The organism is Bacillus atrophaeus (assembly GCF_039519175.1).
GTDB classification, from domain to species: domain Bacteria; phylum Bacillota; class Bacilli; order Bacillales; family Bacillaceae; genus Bacillus; species Bacillus atrophaeus.
Genome location: NZ_CP154443.1, coordinates 3,391,442 through 3,410,104, shown reverse-complemented (window position 1 = coordinate 3,410,104; position 18,663 = coordinate 3,391,442). Strand labels below are relative to the sequence as shown.

The 18,663-nt window shown below is 46.5% G+C and carries 4 protein-coding genes; all 4 read left to right on the top strand.

The features are described 5' to 3' along the window. The first annotated feature begins 33 nt into the window (after positions 1 to 33). Positions 34 to 1,521, top strand: a complete 1,488-nt coding sequence (gene dacB, locus AAHT65_RS17030; protein ID WP_343310553.1) for a D-alanyl-D-alanine carboxypeptidase/D-alanyl-D-alanine endopeptidase — start codon at positions 34 to 36, stop codon at positions 1,519 to 1,521. 231 nt (positions 1,522 to 1,752) lie between these two features. Beyond that, entirely contained in the window at positions 1,753 to 2,955 is a 1,203-nt protein-coding gene (gene hmpA, locus AAHT65_RS17025; RefSeq protein ID WP_343310552.1) for an NO-inducible flavohemoprotein, read from the top strand. Between the two features lie 257 nt (positions 2,956 to 3,212). Beyond that, entirely contained in the window at positions 3,213 to 10,895 is a 7,683-nt protein-coding gene (locus AAHT65_RS17020) for an amino acid adenylation domain-containing protein (protein WP_343310551.1), read from the top strand. Positions 10,896 to 10,918: 23 nt separating this feature from the next. Further along, entirely contained in the window at positions 10,919 to 18,652 is a 7,734-nt protein-coding gene (locus tag AAHT65_RS17015) for an amino acid adenylation domain-containing protein (RefSeq protein WP_343310550.1), read from the top strand. Positions 18,653 to 18,663: the final 11 nt, after the last annotated feature.

Genomic DNA, 18,663 nt, shown 5'->3' with positions numbered 1-18,663 from the left:
GGGAAGGAACCATTCGAAAGGCGGGAAGGAAAAATGACGAGAAAAAATCTTAAATTGAGTGTCTGTATTTTGTTGATCTTCATTTTTGCGTTGGTTCCTTACATCCATGATACCGGCAATGCTGCTCTTGCCGCTGAAAATAAGGGAGATCTGGCCGAACAACTGGATGACTTATTGAATCATGATCCGATCTTAGATGGAGCGCTGGCAGGTATCAGTATCCGATCAGCTGATACAGGCGATATTCTTTATGATCATCTTGGCGATACCCGCTTAAGACCCGCTTCGAATATGAAGCTTTTTACCGCTGCTGCAGCTCTTTCTGTATTAGGAGAAGATTATAGCTTCGCAACAGAAGTCCAAACAGACGGATCGATAAAAGGAAAAAATCTGAATGGAAATCTATATTTGAAGGGAAAGGGAGATCCCACCCTTTTAAAATCCGATTTTGATAAGCTTGCGGAAAAAATCAAGCAACAGGGGATAAAAGTCATCCGCGGACACCTCATCGGTGATGATACTTGGTACGATGATATCCGTTACTCGCCCGACCTGCCGTGGAGTGATGAGCATACGTATTACGGAGCTCAAGTATCCGCGCTGACAGCATCACCAAACGAGGATTACGATGCAGGCACTGTTATCGTAGAGGTAAATCCCGACAGCAAATCAGGAAAAAAGCCATTGGTGGCCTTATCACCGAAAACCGACTATGTGAATATAGAGAATCATGCTAAAACCGTATCAGCAGATGAAAAAAAAGACATATCCATTGAGCGGAAGCACGGAACCAATACGATTACCATTGAAGGCACGATACCTGTCGGCGCCTCAAGGACAAGGGAATGGATCTCTGTGTGGGAGCCAACCGGATACGCGCTGGACTTATTTAAGCAATCGCTGGCGGAACATGGCATAACATTGCGTGGAAAAGTAAAAACAGGCGCTGTCCCCAAACATTCCCGTCTCTTAACAACTCACCATTCCATACCATTATCAGAGCTGATGATCCCCTTTATGAAATTAAGCAACAACGGGCACGCTGAAATCCTTGTAAAAGAAATGGGGAAGGTGCAAAAAGGGGAGGGAAGCTGGGAAAAAGGGCTTGAGGTGCTAGAAAAAGAACTGCCTACATTTGATGTAGATACAAGCAAATTAGTAATAAGAGACGGATCGGGTGTTTCCCACATCAATCTGGTCTCCGCTAATCAAGTGTCTGCTCTTTTATATTCCGTTCAAGATGAAAAGTGGTTTTCCTCTTATATAAACGCCTTGCCTGTCGCTGGCGCAAGTGACAGATTAACGGGAGGCACACTGCGTGACCGCATGAAAAACACGTCCGCAGAAGGAAAAGTGAAAGCGAAAACCGGCTCTTTAACCACTGTCAGCACCCTTTCAGGCTATGTCGATACAAAAAGCGGAGAAACGCTTGTTTTTTCTATTCTCTTAGATCATCTGATAGATGACTCTAAAGGCAAAGACGTTGAAGATAAAATCGCCGTGGTTTTGGCAAATCAGTGAATTGTCACCGAGCAAGTTATGACTTTAAGGCCAGTTTTAATGAAAACTGGTCTTTTTTATGCGTTTCTTTTTTACTATATGATATCTTTTAAAACCCCAGAAATCCCATTAATTTAACAATAATGTGTCAACTTTATTAAACATTCATTTTAAATATATCTTTAATACAAAATAACCCTTATTATAAACATGTATTAGTAATACATCTTATAAAAAGGGTTGTGATGAATCATGTTGAGTAAACAAACAATAAACATAATCAAAAGTACAGTGCCGGTATTAGAAACGCACGGAGAAAAAATAACAGGACGCTTTTATGATCTCATGTTTCAAGCTCACCCTGAGTTGCTAAATATGTTTAACCAAACCAATCAAAAGAAAAAAACACAACGAACAGCTTTAGCTGCCGCGGTTTATGCAGCAGCAGCCAATATTGATCAGCTGGAAAACATTATTCCTGTAGTAAAAATGATCAGCCATAAACACCGCAGTATCGGAGTAAAACCTGAACACTATCCGATTGTAGGAACATACTTATTAAAAGCGATCAAAGATGTGTTAGGAGACAAAGCCACACCGGACATTATGCAAGCCTGGGAAACAGCTTATGGCGTAATCGCAGATGCGTTCATAGGAATTGAAAAAGACATGTACCAGCATGCGGGTGAACAAAAGGGCGGATGGATCGATTATAAACGTTTTCTTATTTTGAAAAAGACGGAAGAGAGCAAGGAGATTACATCTTTTTACCTGCAGCCGGCCGACGGACAGTCTTTACCACCATTTGAAGCAGGACAGTATATCAGTGTCAGAGTTCGTATTCCTGGATCTGCATACACACATATTCGCCAATACAGCCTGTCAGACGCTTTTCATGGAAATGTGTATCGTATTTCAGTCAAAAAAGACGGTGTTGTTTCAACCTACTTGCACGATCAATTAGAGGAGGGAGATTCAATAGAAGTCAGTGCGCCTGCCGGAGACTTTGTTTTAAATGACTCCTCTGAAAAGCCTTTAGTACTGATTAGCGCGGGAGTCGGGATTACTCCGATGATGAGTATGCTTCACACAGCAGTTAAACAGCAGCCGGAACGTCACATTCTATTTATTCATGCAGCTAAAAACAGCGAACACCATGCTTTTCGCCAAGAAACGGAAGAGGTCGCAAAAGACTCTTTTGCACAACCGGTTTTTATATACAGTGAACCGACAAATGATGATTACAAAAAAGGTATTGCTTTTTGTGAAGGGCGCATTGATAAGAGCTTGATTAATCGGCTGGTTGTAAATCCGCAAGCAGATTATTATGTATGCGGCTCCGAGGCGTTTATGGCTCATATGCAGCATCTGATTACCACAGAGCTTGGCGCGCCGGCAGATTCTATTCATGTGGAACGCTTCGGTCCTCAGCTCAGCATGAAGGCTTACAACTAAATATGAATGAGCAGAACATAGGGTTTCTATTTTTTCCAGTTTAAAAATAAGTGTTAAAAAATAAGAGGATAAGAAGAAAAATGATGTAAATTCAAAAAAATGTTATAAAAATTTAAACTTTTTTAAAATTTTTATATTGTACTTTATGAAATATGTTTTAAAATAGTGCTTATATGGATTATTAAGTAATATACTCTTTTGTTTTTGTCATTATTTCTCTTTCTTATCCTCTTAAAATTAGAACTGGAGGGAATACGTTGAAAAGAAACACTTACTTTTTAACTCATGCTCAAAGAAGAGTATGGTTTACAGAACTGCTGGAGCCCGGCACAAGCATCTGCAATCTCGCCGCCTGCGTGAAATTCAGAGGTACGATAGACTTAAAAGTTCTTCAACAGGCATTGAACCTTTCAATCTCCCGAAATGACGCAATAAGATTTAGGCTGACAGAAGGAACAGACACAGAACCTCATCTTTACCTCACTGAACATGAACCTATGCCCATTGAGATTATTGATTTTGCAAATAAAAGCTTGGAAGAAGTCGAAAAATGGATTCATGTTCAGACCTCCATTCCATTCAAGCTGTTTCATTCGCCTCTTTACCAATTTTACTTCCTAAGAATTAACACTGAAGAAGTTTGGCTATATGCTAAATTTCACCATATCATTATGGATGGCATTTCTTTGAACCTGATGGGAAATCAAATAATCGATCTCTATCTGACACTCATCCGAAAAGATCCTGTACCTACACACCACGAACCTTCATATCTTAGCTACATAGAAAAAGAGAACCAATACTTACATTCTTCCCGTTTTGAAAAAGACCGTTTATTTTGGACGCAAGCCTATCGCAAACCGCCGGAATATCACTCATTAACAGACCAGGCTTCCGTTCAAACGCACGGCACAACCGCTTCCAGAGATACACTCACTCTTTCACATGACGTAGAACGAAATATCAGAGACTTTTGCCAAGAACAGCAAATCAGCATCATTTCCTTGTTTATGGCTTCTCTATACATATGTATCAGCCGCCTTACATCTAAAAACGACCTTGCGATTGGAACCTACTATGGTAACCGGGGCTCCAAGGCCGAAAAAGAAATGCTGGGGATGTTTGTCAGCACTTTGCCAATTAGAATGACAGTCGATCCCGACAAAGATTTTCTTTCTTTTGTCCGCAGTGTCGGCAGGGAGCAGCTCTCTGTCATGCGTCACCAGAGGTTTCCTTATAATTTGCTCGTTAATGAGTTAAGAAAAGAATACAAGGACCTGCATAATCTTGTGGGCATCTCGATGCAATATCAGCCTCTTCAATGGCAGCAGGCTGATTGTTTGAATTATGAAACGGCTATGTATTTCAGCGGCCATACCGCAAACGAGCTGTCTATCTTAATTAAAGAACGTATAGATACCGGAACCATCCAACTTAATTTCGACTATCAAACAAGTCTGTTTACACCGGACGAAATCAAACGGATTCAACACCATCTGCTTACCGTGCTGAAAAACGCCCTGAACGATCCGAGCCAGCTGATAAAAGATATGGATTTCGTCGAAGAAAACGAAAAACAGAATATCTTGTACGAATTTAACAAAACAGAAGCTGTTTCACCTATAGCTCCGACTCTCCACGGTCTGTTTACACGCCAGGCGGCGCTTACGCCGGATCGGCCGGCGATTCACTTTGCTAATGGGAGTCTGACATACGGGGAGCTTGATGCGTATTCAAACAGGCTGGCCGTACGCCTTGCGGCGAAAGGCGTGACGAAAGAAAGCATTGTCGGCATCCTTGCCGAGCGCTCGCCGGAAATGATGATTGCCGTACTGGCCGTTTTGAAAGCGGGCGGCGCTTATCTGCCGCTTGATCCGGCGTATCCTGACGGGCGCCTGAGCTACATGCTGAAAGACAGCGGGGCTTCTCTTATGCTGACACAGTCTGGTTTAACGGTTCCCGATTTTTCAGGTGAGACGCTTGAAGTGGATATGGAGGCGCTTGTGGATGGCGATACTTCAGAAGTGCCTGCAGGCACAGCCGATGGCGGCTCTCTGGCGTATCTCATTTATACCTCCGGCTCTACGGGACAGCCAAAGGGCGTGGCGGTGGAGCATCGCCAGGCGGTTTCTTTTCTGACCGGCATGCAACGGCAGTTTCCGTTACATCAAGAGGATGTCATTGTGCTGAAAACGTCATTTTCATTTGACGCCTCTGTCTGGCAGCTGTTCTGGTGGACACTCTCAGGCGCTTCGGCCTATCTGCTTCCGTCCGGCTGGGAAAAAGATCCGGCGCTCATGGCAGAGGCATTCACGCAGGAACGGGTGACAACGGCTCACTTCATTCCTGCGATGCTGAACAGCTTCTTAGATCAGCTGGAGATGGAAACGCCTGAGCGAAGGGACGGGCTCACGACAGGTCTTAAGCGGGTATTCGCCGGAGGCGAACCGCTCACGCCCCAAGCAGCGGCCCGATTTGCTGATCTTTTGCCGGAGACGTCTCTGATCCACGGCTACGGGCCGACAGAAGCCACGGTGGATGCGGCATTTTACGTGTGTGACAGAGAAAAAGACAGTGAACGGCTGCGTCTTCCGATCGGAAAGGCCGTGCCGGGCGCGCGTCTTTATATCTTGGACCCTCAGATGGCTGTTCAGCCTGTGGGTGTCATAGGCGAACTGTATATCGCCGGGAATGGGGTGGCCAGAGGCTATCTGAATCGCCCCGAGTTAACGACGGAACGCTTTCTCGCTGATCCGTTTTATCCTGGGGAACGGATGTACAAAACGGGAGATCTGGCGCGCTGGCTGCCGGAAGGGCAGGTTGAGTTCCTCGGCCGTTTGGACGATCAAGTCAAAATCCGCGGCTACCGGATCGAACCCGGCGAAATTGAATCAGCTCTCCGGAGCCTGGAAGGCGTACAGGAAGCAGCCGTCATCACCCGCACAGACAGCGGGGAGGCAGAGCTATGCGCTTATATCCAGGGGCTTGATAAAAACGACGTGCGGGCACAGCTTGCGCACGTGCTGCCCGGCTATATGATCCCCGCTCATTTTGTGCAAATCAACACATGGCCGATCACACCAAGCGGGAAGCTTGACCGGAAGGCTTTGCCCGCTCCTGATGGAGCGGCTGGTCAAGAATCATACAAGGCACCAAGAAATCTTACCGAAATGAAGCTTGCCCAGCTTTGGGAAGACGTGCTGAGAAACGGTCCTGTCGGTATCACGGACGACTTTTTTGACCGGGGCGGCCACTCGTTAAAAGCAACGGCACTGATTTCTCGGATCGCCAAGGCATTCGGCGTCCAAGTACCGCTTAAAGACGTATTTGCCCGTCCGACCATAGAAGGGCTGGCTTCTGTCATCCGCGAGTTGGAGGAAAGCCCGTATGCGGCGATCGAACCGGCCGAAAAACGGGACACCTATCCGGTCTCCTCGGCGCAAAAACGGATGTATGTCCTTCAGCAGCTGGAAGATGGAGGCACTGGCTACAATATGCCTGCGGTGCTGGAGCTGGAAGGCAAGCTTGACCGTAAACGAATGGAGGCAGCTTTCCAAGCGCTGATCAGCCGCCATGAGTCGCTCCGGACGTCCTTTGAAACCGGAAACGGAGGGGAGCCGGTACAGCGCATCCATCATGAGGTGCCGTTTACGGTGACCGAAGAGAACTCGGCTGATGCGTTTGTACGTCCCTTTGATCTCAGCCAGGCTCCGCTTTTCAGAGCGGGACTCGTAAGAGAAACAAACGAGCGGCATGTCCTTTTGGTCGACATGCATCATATCATTTCTGACGGCGTCTCAGTCAATACGCTCATTCGGGAATTCGGGGCATTGTACGCCGGGCGGAAACTTGAGCCGTTGCGCATCCAATACAAAGATTACGCCGTATGGCAGCAGGACTTCAAAAAAGGCGACACATATCAGAAGCAGGAATCTTATTGGGTGAAGCAGCTCGGAGGCGAGCTGCCTGTGCTTGAACTGCCGGCAGACAAGCCCCGCCCGGCGGTGCGAAGCTTCGCCGGTGACAAGATCTCATTTACTCTGGACGAAGAGGTCACGTCCGGCCTGAACCGCCTCGCGCGGGAAAACGGCAGCACCCTGTATATGGTGCTTCTTGCGGCCTACTCAGCTCTATTGGCCCGTCTCAGTGGACAAGAGGAGATTGTGATCGGATCGCCGATCGCCGGCCGTCCGCATGAAGACCTTGAACCTGTGCTTGGCATGTTCGTGAACACGTTGGCGCTTCGGACACGCCCGGAGGGCGGAAAGGGTTTCACAGACTATTTGAAGGAAGTCCGTCAGACAGCGCTGGAAGCTTATGAACATCAGGATTATCCGTTTGAAGAACTTGTCGAAAAGCTAGGCGTTCAGAGAGACATGAGCCGCAATCCGCTGTTTGATGCGATGTTTATTCTTCAAAACATGGAACAACACGACATACATCTGCCAGAAATAGAAGTCAGACGCAACAGCTTGATTCATTCGATCTCCGTGTTTGATCTGACTTTGTCGGCTGTAGAATCAGGCGGGCAAATAGAATGTGAAATGGAATTCAGCACAGATGTTTTCTTAAAAGACACGGTGGAACGGTGGAGCTCTCATTTGATTGAACTTCTGAGGTCTGTGACGGCCCGTCCCGATACAGTCCTCGCACGGCTTGAGATATTGGAAGAACAAGAAAAACGGATGATTGCAGAGGGATTCAATGACACACAAATTGAATTTTCCCAAAGTGCAGATTTGTTTCATCATATATTCGAAACTAAGACAGAGGAAACACCGTATCACATCGCTATTATCGAGGGAGAAAAACAAATAACCTATCATCAGCTTAATGAACGGGCAAATCGTCTGGCCAGGACGCTGAGAAGAAAGGGAACGGGCCAAAATTCCACGGTTGCTGTTTTGGCAAATCGATCAATTGATGCAGTGGTCAGTATTCTGGCGATTCTGAAATCCGGCGGCACCTATATTCCGATTGATACGCATTATCCCGAAGGAAGAATCAGGCAACTTCTTCAGGATAGCGGGGCAGTCACGCTGCTCGTTCAGCAGGACCTCAAACACCTGATTGCAGATTTGACCGGTATTGGCGTTTCACAAATTTTTTATCTAGACGATGAGTATCTGTACGATTCGGATGCGTCCAATCTGATTCCAGTGGCTGGGCCGGAAGACGCAGCATATATCATATACACGTCCGGGACAACAGGAACCCCAAAAGGAGTTGTCATAAAGAATCGAAGTTTTACTCATGCCGCTCTTGCTTGGCGTGAGATCTACCAATTGGAGCGTTTCCCTGTCAGGCTGCTTCAAATGGCGAGCTTTTCATTTGATGTCTTCTCGGGTGACTTGGCACGGACTTTATTAAACGGGGGCACTCTGGTGATTTGTCCGGATGAAGTCCGGCTGGAGCCTGCTGAGCTGTACGCATTATTGATTCAGCAGCGTATTACATTAATGGAGTCAACACCGGCTCTCATGGTTCCTTTTATGGATTATATATATCGCAGCAATCTTTCGCTGCCAGATTTACGCTTGCTTGTTCTTGGTTCAGATACTATCAAAGCTCAAGACTTCAAAACGCTCTCACAGCGTTTTGGCAAACAGATGCGTTTGATCAATAGCTATGGCGTGACAGAAGCCACCATTGATTCCAGTTACTATGAAGCTAATATGGGTGCCGCTGTGAACGAGGAATATGTACCAATCGGCGTACCGCTGCCAAATGTCCACATGTACGTACTCAGCAATTACGATCAAATACAGCCGATCGGTGTTGCCGGAGAACTTTGTATCGGCGGAGCCGGCGTGGCGAAAGGGTATCACGGTAAACCTGAATTGACGGAAGCCAAATTCACTGAACATCCATTTATACCTGATGAAAAGATATACAGAACAGGAGATCAAGCATGCTGGCTTCCTGATGGCACTGTTCGTTTCCTCGGCCGTATGGACAACCAGGTGAAAATCAAGGGCTACAGAATTGAAGCGGGAGAAATTGAAAGTGTACTGCTTCAGACGGGCATGGTCAAAGAGGCTGCAGCGGTAGTCCAAAAGGATACCCAGGGGCAGTCTTATCTAGCGGCATATATAGTGCCTTCGGATGTTGATACGTCAGCTCTCCGTGACGCTCTGGTGAAGGAATTACCTGCATATATGGTTCCGTCTCATTTCATGGCTCTGGATAAAATACCGCTGACGCCTAACGGCAAAGTGGACAGAAAGGCATTGCCTGTTCCGAACGAAGGCTTGCGACAGACTTATACCGCTCCCTGCACCGACAAGCAAACAATGATGGCCGGCATTTGGGAGGACGTGCTTAGTATTTCGTGCGTCGGCATCCATGATTCCTTTTTCGATCTTGGCGGAGATTCCATTAAGGCGCTGCAAGTATCAGCCAGGCTTGCTGCAGAAGGCTGGAAGATGACGATTAGAGACTTATTTCAATTTCCAACCATTCAGAAGCTGACAGAACATATTACACCGGCCGTTTCTGCAGCCGATCAGGGGCCTGTTGAAGGAAAAGCTGTTCTCACGCCAATACAGCGGAGATTTTTCAGTCAGCCGGATGCTTTTCGGTACCATTATAATCAGTCAGTCATGTTATTCAATGAGATAGGATTTAGAGACGACGCTCTCCGTCAAGCGCTTTGCCGCTTGGCAGTGCATCACGATGCGCTTCGCATGGTTTTTACAAAAGATCAGGCAGGGCGTATCATTCAGCATAACCGCGGGACTGGCCTTCAGGATGAGGAACTGTATCATCTTCATATCACAGATTGGACTAAAGAGCCGCAATCTGTTATTCATGCAGAAGAACAAATTGCAAAAGAAGAAGTCCTTATTCAAAAAGCGATGCGGCTTGAACAAGGGCCTTTGCTCCAAGCGGGATTGTTCAAAACGGCGGATGGTGATTACCTTCTTATCGCTATCCATCATCTTGTTGTAGATGGCGTTTCTTGGCGGATTTTGCTGGAGGACCTTTCAGCAGCTTATCAGCATGCGCTCGAAGGAAGAGAGATCAAATTGCCTCCTAAAAGTGATTCGTATCTCTCTTACGCAAACGCTCTTGTGCAATCAGCGGAAAGCAGAAAATTATTGCAGGAAAAACCTTATTGGGAAAGTGTTATAAATGCACAAACGGCTGTTTTGCCCAAAGACCAGCCTTATGCTTCAGAAGGACTGCAAAAAAATGCCGGCACAGCATCATTAATACTTTCAGGCGATTGGACCAGTAAGCTGCTATTTGAAACTCAGCAAGCCTATGGCACAGATGTAAATGAACTGTTACTGACTGGATTGGGCATGGCGTTGGCCGAGTGGACAGGAAACGAACAAATTGTAATCAGCACTGAAGGACACGGCAGGGAAGGACACGTTTCCGATATTGATATTTCACGAACGGTGGGCTGGTTTACTTCTGTCTATCCTGTCCTTCTTAACATGGACGCAAATCATTCAGACGATAAGCTCGCCAGCCGAATCAAAGCGACAAAGGACATGCTGAGAAGAGTGCCGAATCAAGGAACCGGCTATGGGCTATTAGAATACATGACAGAAAATGAAGACTGGAACAGAGAACCAGAGGTCAGTTTCAATTATCTCGGACAGTTTAACGATATAGAGGATTCAAAGACGCTTCGAATGTCCTCTTACCAGCCGCGTTATGAAATAGCCGGCGAGCGGTACAGAGAGTATGCGTTGGACATCAATGCCATGATAATCAGCGGTCAGCTACAAGTAAAAGCAGTGTACACTCAGGTGTTTTATCATAGAACCATCGAACTCTTCATGGAGAGCTTTCGAAAGCATATCATCAGTGCCATTGAACATTGTTCGGGAAAAAAGGAACGTGAAAAAACGCTGAGCGATTTCAGCAACAAAGAAATGACATCAGCAGCACTATCAAGCATCGCAAATCTTGTAAAAGATCTTTAACTTTGAAAAAAGGTGTGTGTGAGATGACGCAAGCTACAGGGATTCAAGACATTTACCCTTTATCGTATATGCAGGAAGGTATGCTGTTTCATTCATTGCTTCATGGTGACTCGAAAGCTTATGTAGAGCAGACATCGTTCACCATTAACGGAAATCTATGTATAGACTCATTTCAAAAAAGCTTGAATCTGCTGGTTTCTCGGTATGATATTTTCAGAACGATTTTTATTAAGGAGGTTCCTGATCTCTCCGGCCCGCAGCAAGTTGTTCTGACAAGTCGTGAACTGACTGTGAAAAAAGAAGACATTTCTGGCATGAAGATAAAAGAACAGCACATTTTCATTGAAGAATATAAAAAGAAGGACAGAGAAAAAGGATTTGATTTGCAAAAAGACCCGCTCATGCGGCTTACTCTTTTTGATATGGGTGAAAACCGACATACTTGTGTATGGACACATCACCATATCATCATGGACGGCTGGTGTCTGGGCATTGTTCTGAAGGAATTCTTTCATATCTATTATTCTCTGAAAAACAGCGACCCGCTGCAGCTTGGCAGTACGGTTCCCTACAGCAGATATATTGGATGGCTCGGCGAACAGAACAAGGAAGAAACGGGTGTGTATTGGGACGGCTACCTGAGTGATTACGGCCAGACAGCTTCCATTCCGCTTACGAACAACAGGCGTAAGGACGGTGTGTACGTATCGGAACAGATTCATTTCTCTCTTGACCCATCTGCCGTTGAAAAACTCACAGCCTTATCCCGGAGCTTAGGAGTGACTTTAAATACCCTATTTATGAGTATATGGGGAGTCATGCTGCATAGATACAACGCAACGAATGATGCCGTGTTCGGCTCTGTCATTTCCGGCCGCCCTTCAACGATTGACGGAATAGAATCAATGGTCGGTCTGTTTATTAACACCATTCCCGTTCGGGTGCGCGCGCACGGAGGGATGTCATTTTCTTCTCTTGTCAAAGAAGTGCAAAAGGACACATTAGCATCTGAAAATCATGGTTATTATCCTCTCTATGAGATTCAGAATCGAAGCCCTCTAAAGCAGGGCTTACTCAATCACATTCTTGTGTTTGAAAATTACCCTGTCCAGATACAAAAGGCAGTCGGCGCTTGGCAGGACCAAGAAGAAAACGCATTGAAGCTTGGGGATTTTTCAATGTCAGAAGAAACCAATTATGACCTTAATGTCGTGATTGTGCCTGGAGATAACTTTTATATAAAATTCAGCTACAATGCTTCCATGTATAAGCAGGAGGATATGCTTCGAATTCAGGGCCACCTGAAAAAAGCGCTGGATTGCATCCTGTCTGATCCGGATATTGCAGTCGAGAACATTGATATTGTACCTGTCGAGGAACAAATGCTCATTCATACATTTAACAAGACGGACAGATCTTATCCGAAAAAAACGGTTTACGAATTATTTGAAGACCAGGCCGCCGAGACTCCTGAAGCGACAGCTCTTGTGCTGGACGATACGCACTGGACATATCGCCAATTAGACGAAAGGGCGAACCAGATGGCGCGTGTGCTTAAGGAAAAGGGAGCAAAACCTGGCAGCATCGTGGCCGTCATGATGCGACGGTCAAAGGAAATGGCAGCGGCTCTGCTCGGGATTTGGAAAGCGGGCAGTGCATATATGCCTCTTGATCCCGGCTATCCGTCTGAACGGCTGTCTTTTCTGTTAGATGACAGCGAAACATCTTTGCTGCTGACAGAGGATGAACTCATTTCGACTGTGCCTTCGGATTATGCCGGAGACACTGTGACAACAGAGGAAACCTTGTCACATAATACCGATCCGCTTCCAACGACAATACGAGCCGGAAAGCTGGCCTATCTCATCTACACTTCAGGAACGACCGGACGGCCTAAAGGAGTTCTTGTGGACCACCGTGGAATTGCAAATACATTGCAATGGAGACGGGAAGAGTACGGCATGAGCGGTCAAGATACCGCGCTGCACCTGTTTTCATATGTCTTTGACGGCTGCGTGACGAGCTTGTTCACTCCGCTTTTATCAGGTGCCTGTGTGATTTTGACAAATGACGATGATGCGAAAGATGTACTCGCAATTAAGAGAACCATAGCCAAACATCGGGTCACTCATCTGCTGATTGTGCCTTCACTGCATCGGGTTTTGCTGGAAGTTTTAGAAAAAGAAGAAGCCAAGACCCTGCGCGTTGTGACATTTGCGGGGGAGCCGGTCACCGCAGATTTACTTGAAGCCAGCCGGGAAATTTGTCCGCACACAGAATTAGCAAACGAATACGGGCCGACAGAAAACAGTGTTGCAACGACCGTGCTTCGTCATCTGAATCAGGAATCATGTATTACGATCGGGCGTCCGATTGCCAATACCGAAGTGTGTATTTTAATCGGTAACCAATTGCAGCCGATAGGCGCATCGGGTGAACTTTGTATCGGAGGCGCAGGTTTGGCGCAAGGCTACTTTAAACAGACTGAATTGTCGCAAAAAGCATTTACATCACATCCGTTTCGAGAAGGAGAACGCCTATACCGGACGGGAGATGCGGCGCGCTGGCTGCAGGACGGAACGTTAGAATATATCGGGCGTTTTGATGACCAAGTGAAAATTAGAGGCTACCGGATTGAATTGGGGGAAGTAGAAGCAGTTCTCCGAAACATACCGGGAGTAAAAGAAGCGGCGGTCGTAGCACGTGAAACCCCTTCAGACGAACGGGAACTTTTCGCTTATATCGTTCCGCAAAAGGGAGACGGGCTTCCAGACGTACATCTTCATCTTGCTGGGAAATTACCGGCTTATATGATTCCGGCGAGTATTACAAAAATAAACAAGATGCCGTTAACTTCAAGCGGAAAACTGGACCGCTCAGCTTTGCCGGAACCGATGAACATGGCGGACTCAGTTCATACGTATGAACCGCCTCGCACGATTATTGAATCTGAATTAACCGCGATTTGGAAAAACGTGCTGAATAAGAAGCAGATCGGCATACGCGATGATTTCTTCCACTTAGGCGGGCAGTCATTAAAAGCCGCCACACTTGTATCAAGAATACATAAAAAGCTGAATATCCAGCTGCCGCTCAGCGAAGTGTTTATATATCCGACAGTAGAAAGCATGGCAGCTAAAATCGAAAGCTTAAAAGAACAAACATTTACAACAATTGTTCCAGCGCAATCAAGAGAACTGTACCCGCTGTCTTTTTCACAGAAAAGGATGTATACCCTTCATCAACTGGAGGAGAACGGTACAGGATACAATATGCCGGCAGCGCTGGAACTGCACGGAAAGCTCGATCGCCAGCGGCTGAAACAGGCTGTCACGGAACTCGTGAACCGGCATGAATCACTCCGCACTTCGTTTGTCATACACAATGGTGAACCGATGCAGCAAGTCCATGTAAGCCTGACACCGGAGTTTACCGAGCTTCAGATTGAATCAAAAAGCCAGCTAAAACAGACGATGCAGTCATTTATACAGCCGTTTGTTTTGACAAACGCACCGCTGCTTAGAGCATGCTTAATCGTTTTAGAAAATGATCATCATTATCTGTTGCTGGATATGCATCACATTGCTGCTGACGGTGTCTCTATGAGCACACTTATCCAAGAATTCACAGACCTGTACTGCGGCAAGACGCTTCATCCATTAAAGCTGCAGTACAAGGATTTTGCAGTCTGGCAAAAAGAGCAGTTTGCGCGGCAGTTATTCAGCAAACAGGAAGATTACTGGCTGAAACAGCTCAGCGGCCTGCCTGTATTAGAACTGCCGCTTGATAAAAACCGTCCGCTTCTGCCTGATTTCAGCGGCGGGACATTTGAAGCAGAAATTGATCGCGAGACCGCAGAAGGGCTTCATCGCATCATGTCTGAAACGGGCTGTACGTTGTATATGGTGCTTCTTGCTGCCTATTCGATTCTGCTATCTAAGCTAAGCGGACAGAAGGATATTGTAGTCGGTTCACCTGCTGCCGGAAGACGGCATGCCGATTTGGAGCCGGTCATCGGACTGTTTGTGAATACCCTTGCGATGCGGAGCCAGCCAGAAGGAGAAAAGTCTTTCAGATCTTATTTGCAAGAAATTAAAGAAGTGGCCCTTACCGCATCTGAACATCAGGATTATCCTTTTGAGGAGCTCACAAACAAGCTCGGAACTCAAAGAGAATTGAACCGCAATCCGCTTTTCGATGCGATGCTTGTGCTTCAAAGCAGTGAAGATTTTCAGCTTGAATTGCCCGGGCTGGCAATATCTTCTCGCAAGCTGCCGCATGAGGCGTCTAAATTCGATCTGACCTTGCACGCTGAGGAAAACAAGGAAGGAATTCGCTGCTGCTTTGAGTACAGCACCGCATTATTTGAGCACGAAACCGTTGCGCGCTGGGCCAATCATTTCAAGGAACTGCTGAGAAGTATAACGGCCGATACAGACGTGAAGCTGGCTGATATGCAGATGCTTGGAGGCTCAGAGCAACGTATGTTGCTGGACAATATGCATCATTTATCTGACTATCCGAGCAATAAAAGTCTTCCGGATTTATTTGAAAATTGGGCAAAAGAAACACCGGAGCATATAGCAGTGGTGATGGACGATCACCGGCTGACTTACCGCGAGCTGAATGATCAAGCAGAACGGGCAGCAGCTATGCTGATGAAAAAGGGAGTACGCTCTGAACAAATTGTCGGCTTGATGACAGAACGCTCACCCGATATGCTGATCGGAATTCTTGCCATTCTGAAAGCGGGCGGAGCCTACCTGCCGATTGATCCCGATTATCCTCAGGAACGTATCAGTTTCATGCTTAATGACAGCGGAGCAGAGATGTTGCTGACCCATGCTGCGAAAAAGAGACCTGACGGTTATCAAGGGGAAATTTTGTATATAGAAGATGCCGAGAACGAACCAGCGAGTGATGAGCAAAAACCGCCTGTCCGCGCAGAACAGCCTGCATATATCATCTACACATCAGGTACGACCGGCCAGCCAAAGGGAGTTGCAGTCGAGCATCGCAATGTAGTCAGCTTATTGAAACATAAAGAACTGCCTTTTGATTTTGGTCCTCAGGATGTGTGGACATTGTTCCATTCATATTGCTTTGATTTTTCTGTGTGGGAAATGTTTGGCGCACTCTTAAACGGCGGCACATTAGTTGTGGTTTCAAAAGAAACAGCCCGGGACCCGAATGCTTATCGGCTGCTGCTGAAAGAAGAAGGGGTAACCGTACTGAATCAGACGCCGACGGCTTTTTACAGTCTCATGCATGAAGAACAATCTCATGCCGATGCATTAAGCGTCCGTTACGTCATTTTCGGGGGGGAGGCATTACAGCCCGGGATGCTGCACAGCTGGAAAGGCAAATATCCTGAGACAGACCTGATTAATATGTACGGCATTACCGAAACGACTGTCCATGTGACGTATAAAAAGCTGACCGATACAGATATCGCAGCGAATAAAAGCAATATCGGGAAACCGCTCGCAACCCTTACAGCATATGTATTGGACGATTATATGAATTTTCAGCCTATAGGGGTCCCCGGCGAGCTGTATGTTGGCGGCGCTGGAGTAGCGAAGGGATATGTAAACAGGGAAGAGCTGACTGCAGCAAGATTTATTCCGAATCCCTATGTGCCTGGCGACAGGCTGTACCGCACGGGAGACATCGCCAAGCGGCTGCCGAATGGCGAGCTTGAATATGATGGCCGGATAGATAACCAGGTGAAAGTCAGAGGGCACCGTATAGAACTCGGTGAAATCAAAGCGGCTCTTCTCAAACATTCACTGATTAAAGAAGCGGCTGTAATTACAAGGCTTGATGAACAAGGACAGCATACCATTTATGCTTATCTGATCTCAGAGACAGATCGCAAACTGAATCAATCAAAAATCCGCGCCTCCCTGAAAGCCGTTTTGCCAGATTATATGATACCGGCCCGATTCATGCAGCTTGACAGCATGCCGCTTACAAGTAACGGAAAGCTTGATCAAAAGGCGCTCCCTGAACCAGATGCGGGCACCCATATATCTGATGATATTTTGCCGAGAAATGACACTGAAAAGGTGATGGCTGAGATTTGGGAGGAACTGCTGGGGCTTGAGCAGCTTGGTGTCAGCGCGAATTTCTTTGAACTTGGCGGAGATTCAATTAAGGCGCTGCAAGTCTGTGCAAGACTGAAGCAGCACGGGTTTGAAACGACAGTGCGGGAACTGTTTGAGCATCAGACATTGGGTGAGCTGTCCGCACGTGTCCGTAAAATTGAACGTGTGATCGACCAAGCGCCTGTTAGCGGTGAAATGCCTTGGACACCTGTACAGCATTGGCTTTTTTCCCAGTCAATGACGTCAGTTCACCATTTTAATCAGTCCGTCATGCTGTATCGAGCTGACCGATTTAACAGCAGCGCTCTCAGAGAAGTTCTGAAAAGTTTGGTAAAGCACCATGACGCATTACGAATCGTCTGCCGGAATATAGAGAGCAAGCCGGTGCAGGTTAACCGAGGCATTGATCTCACTGATGAAGAATTATATTTCTTTCAACAGTTTGATATAAAAGATGATCATGCAAAAGCAACTGATCATCCGGCCGGTCTGTCAAGTGAGGAAAAGAGACGGATTGCAGAGACGGCAGATCGTATCCAGCAAAACATTCAATTGGAAACAGGTCCTCTGCTTCATGCCGGTTTGTTCCGTGCTTCAGACGGAGACCATTTGCTGCTCGCTATTCATCATCTCGTTATCGACGGTGTATCTTGGCGAATTTTGTTTGAAGATTTCGAGATTGGCTATGAACAAGCACTGGCAGGAAAACCAATCGTATTCCCGCAAAAAACGGATTCTTTTCATGATTATGCCCATCAATTGGCTGCCTACTCTGACACACGCGGGCTTTTCCGTGAAATAGATTACTGGACAGAGCGTGAAAAACAGCATGTTGAACGCCTTCCTAGAGATTACGCCGTGTCATCTAATAAGCTCAAAGATACCAATGTAATTGATTTCGAGCTTTCCAGACAGGACACAGAGCAGCTGTTAACATCCGTCAACAAGGCTTACACCACTGACACCAATGATATCCTGCTTGCCGCTTTAGGGCTTTCCTTACAGGAATGGACAGGCTATGATCATCTGAAAATCAGCATGGAAGGACACGGCAGGGAATCATACCTTGAGAACATTGATCTAAGCCGAACAGTCGGGTGGTTCACTTCGATTTATCCGGTTTTGCTTGACATGGCTGTTTCTGAACATACCGATGAAAAAGAGCGGCTTGGCTACCATATTAAACGTACGAAAGACATGATGCGCCGCATCCCTCATAAAGGCGTCGGCTACGGAGTTCTAAAATACGTAAGCGGTATTTGGAATGAGGCAGGGAATATTTCAAACAGCCCTGAAATCAGTTTTAACTATTTAGGCCAGTTTGATCAAGATATACAAATGAATTCGTTTGAAGTTTCTCCGGTTCAAACAGGAGACGAGATAAGCCCGGATTGGGAGCGCCCTTATATTCTTGATATTAGCGGCGCCGTTTCGTCAGGATGTCTGAAAATGCACATTGTCTATAACCGCTATCAATATGAGGCGCAGACGATCCAAACATTCGCCGGATATTTTAAACGTATTCTCGAAGACATCATACGGCACTGTGCGGCTAAAGAAAACCGCGAATGGAGTGCCGCTGATTTCAGTGATGAGGAGTTAACGCTAGAAGACCTCAGTGAAATTATGGGAGCCGTCAACAAACTATAGAAAAAGGAGAG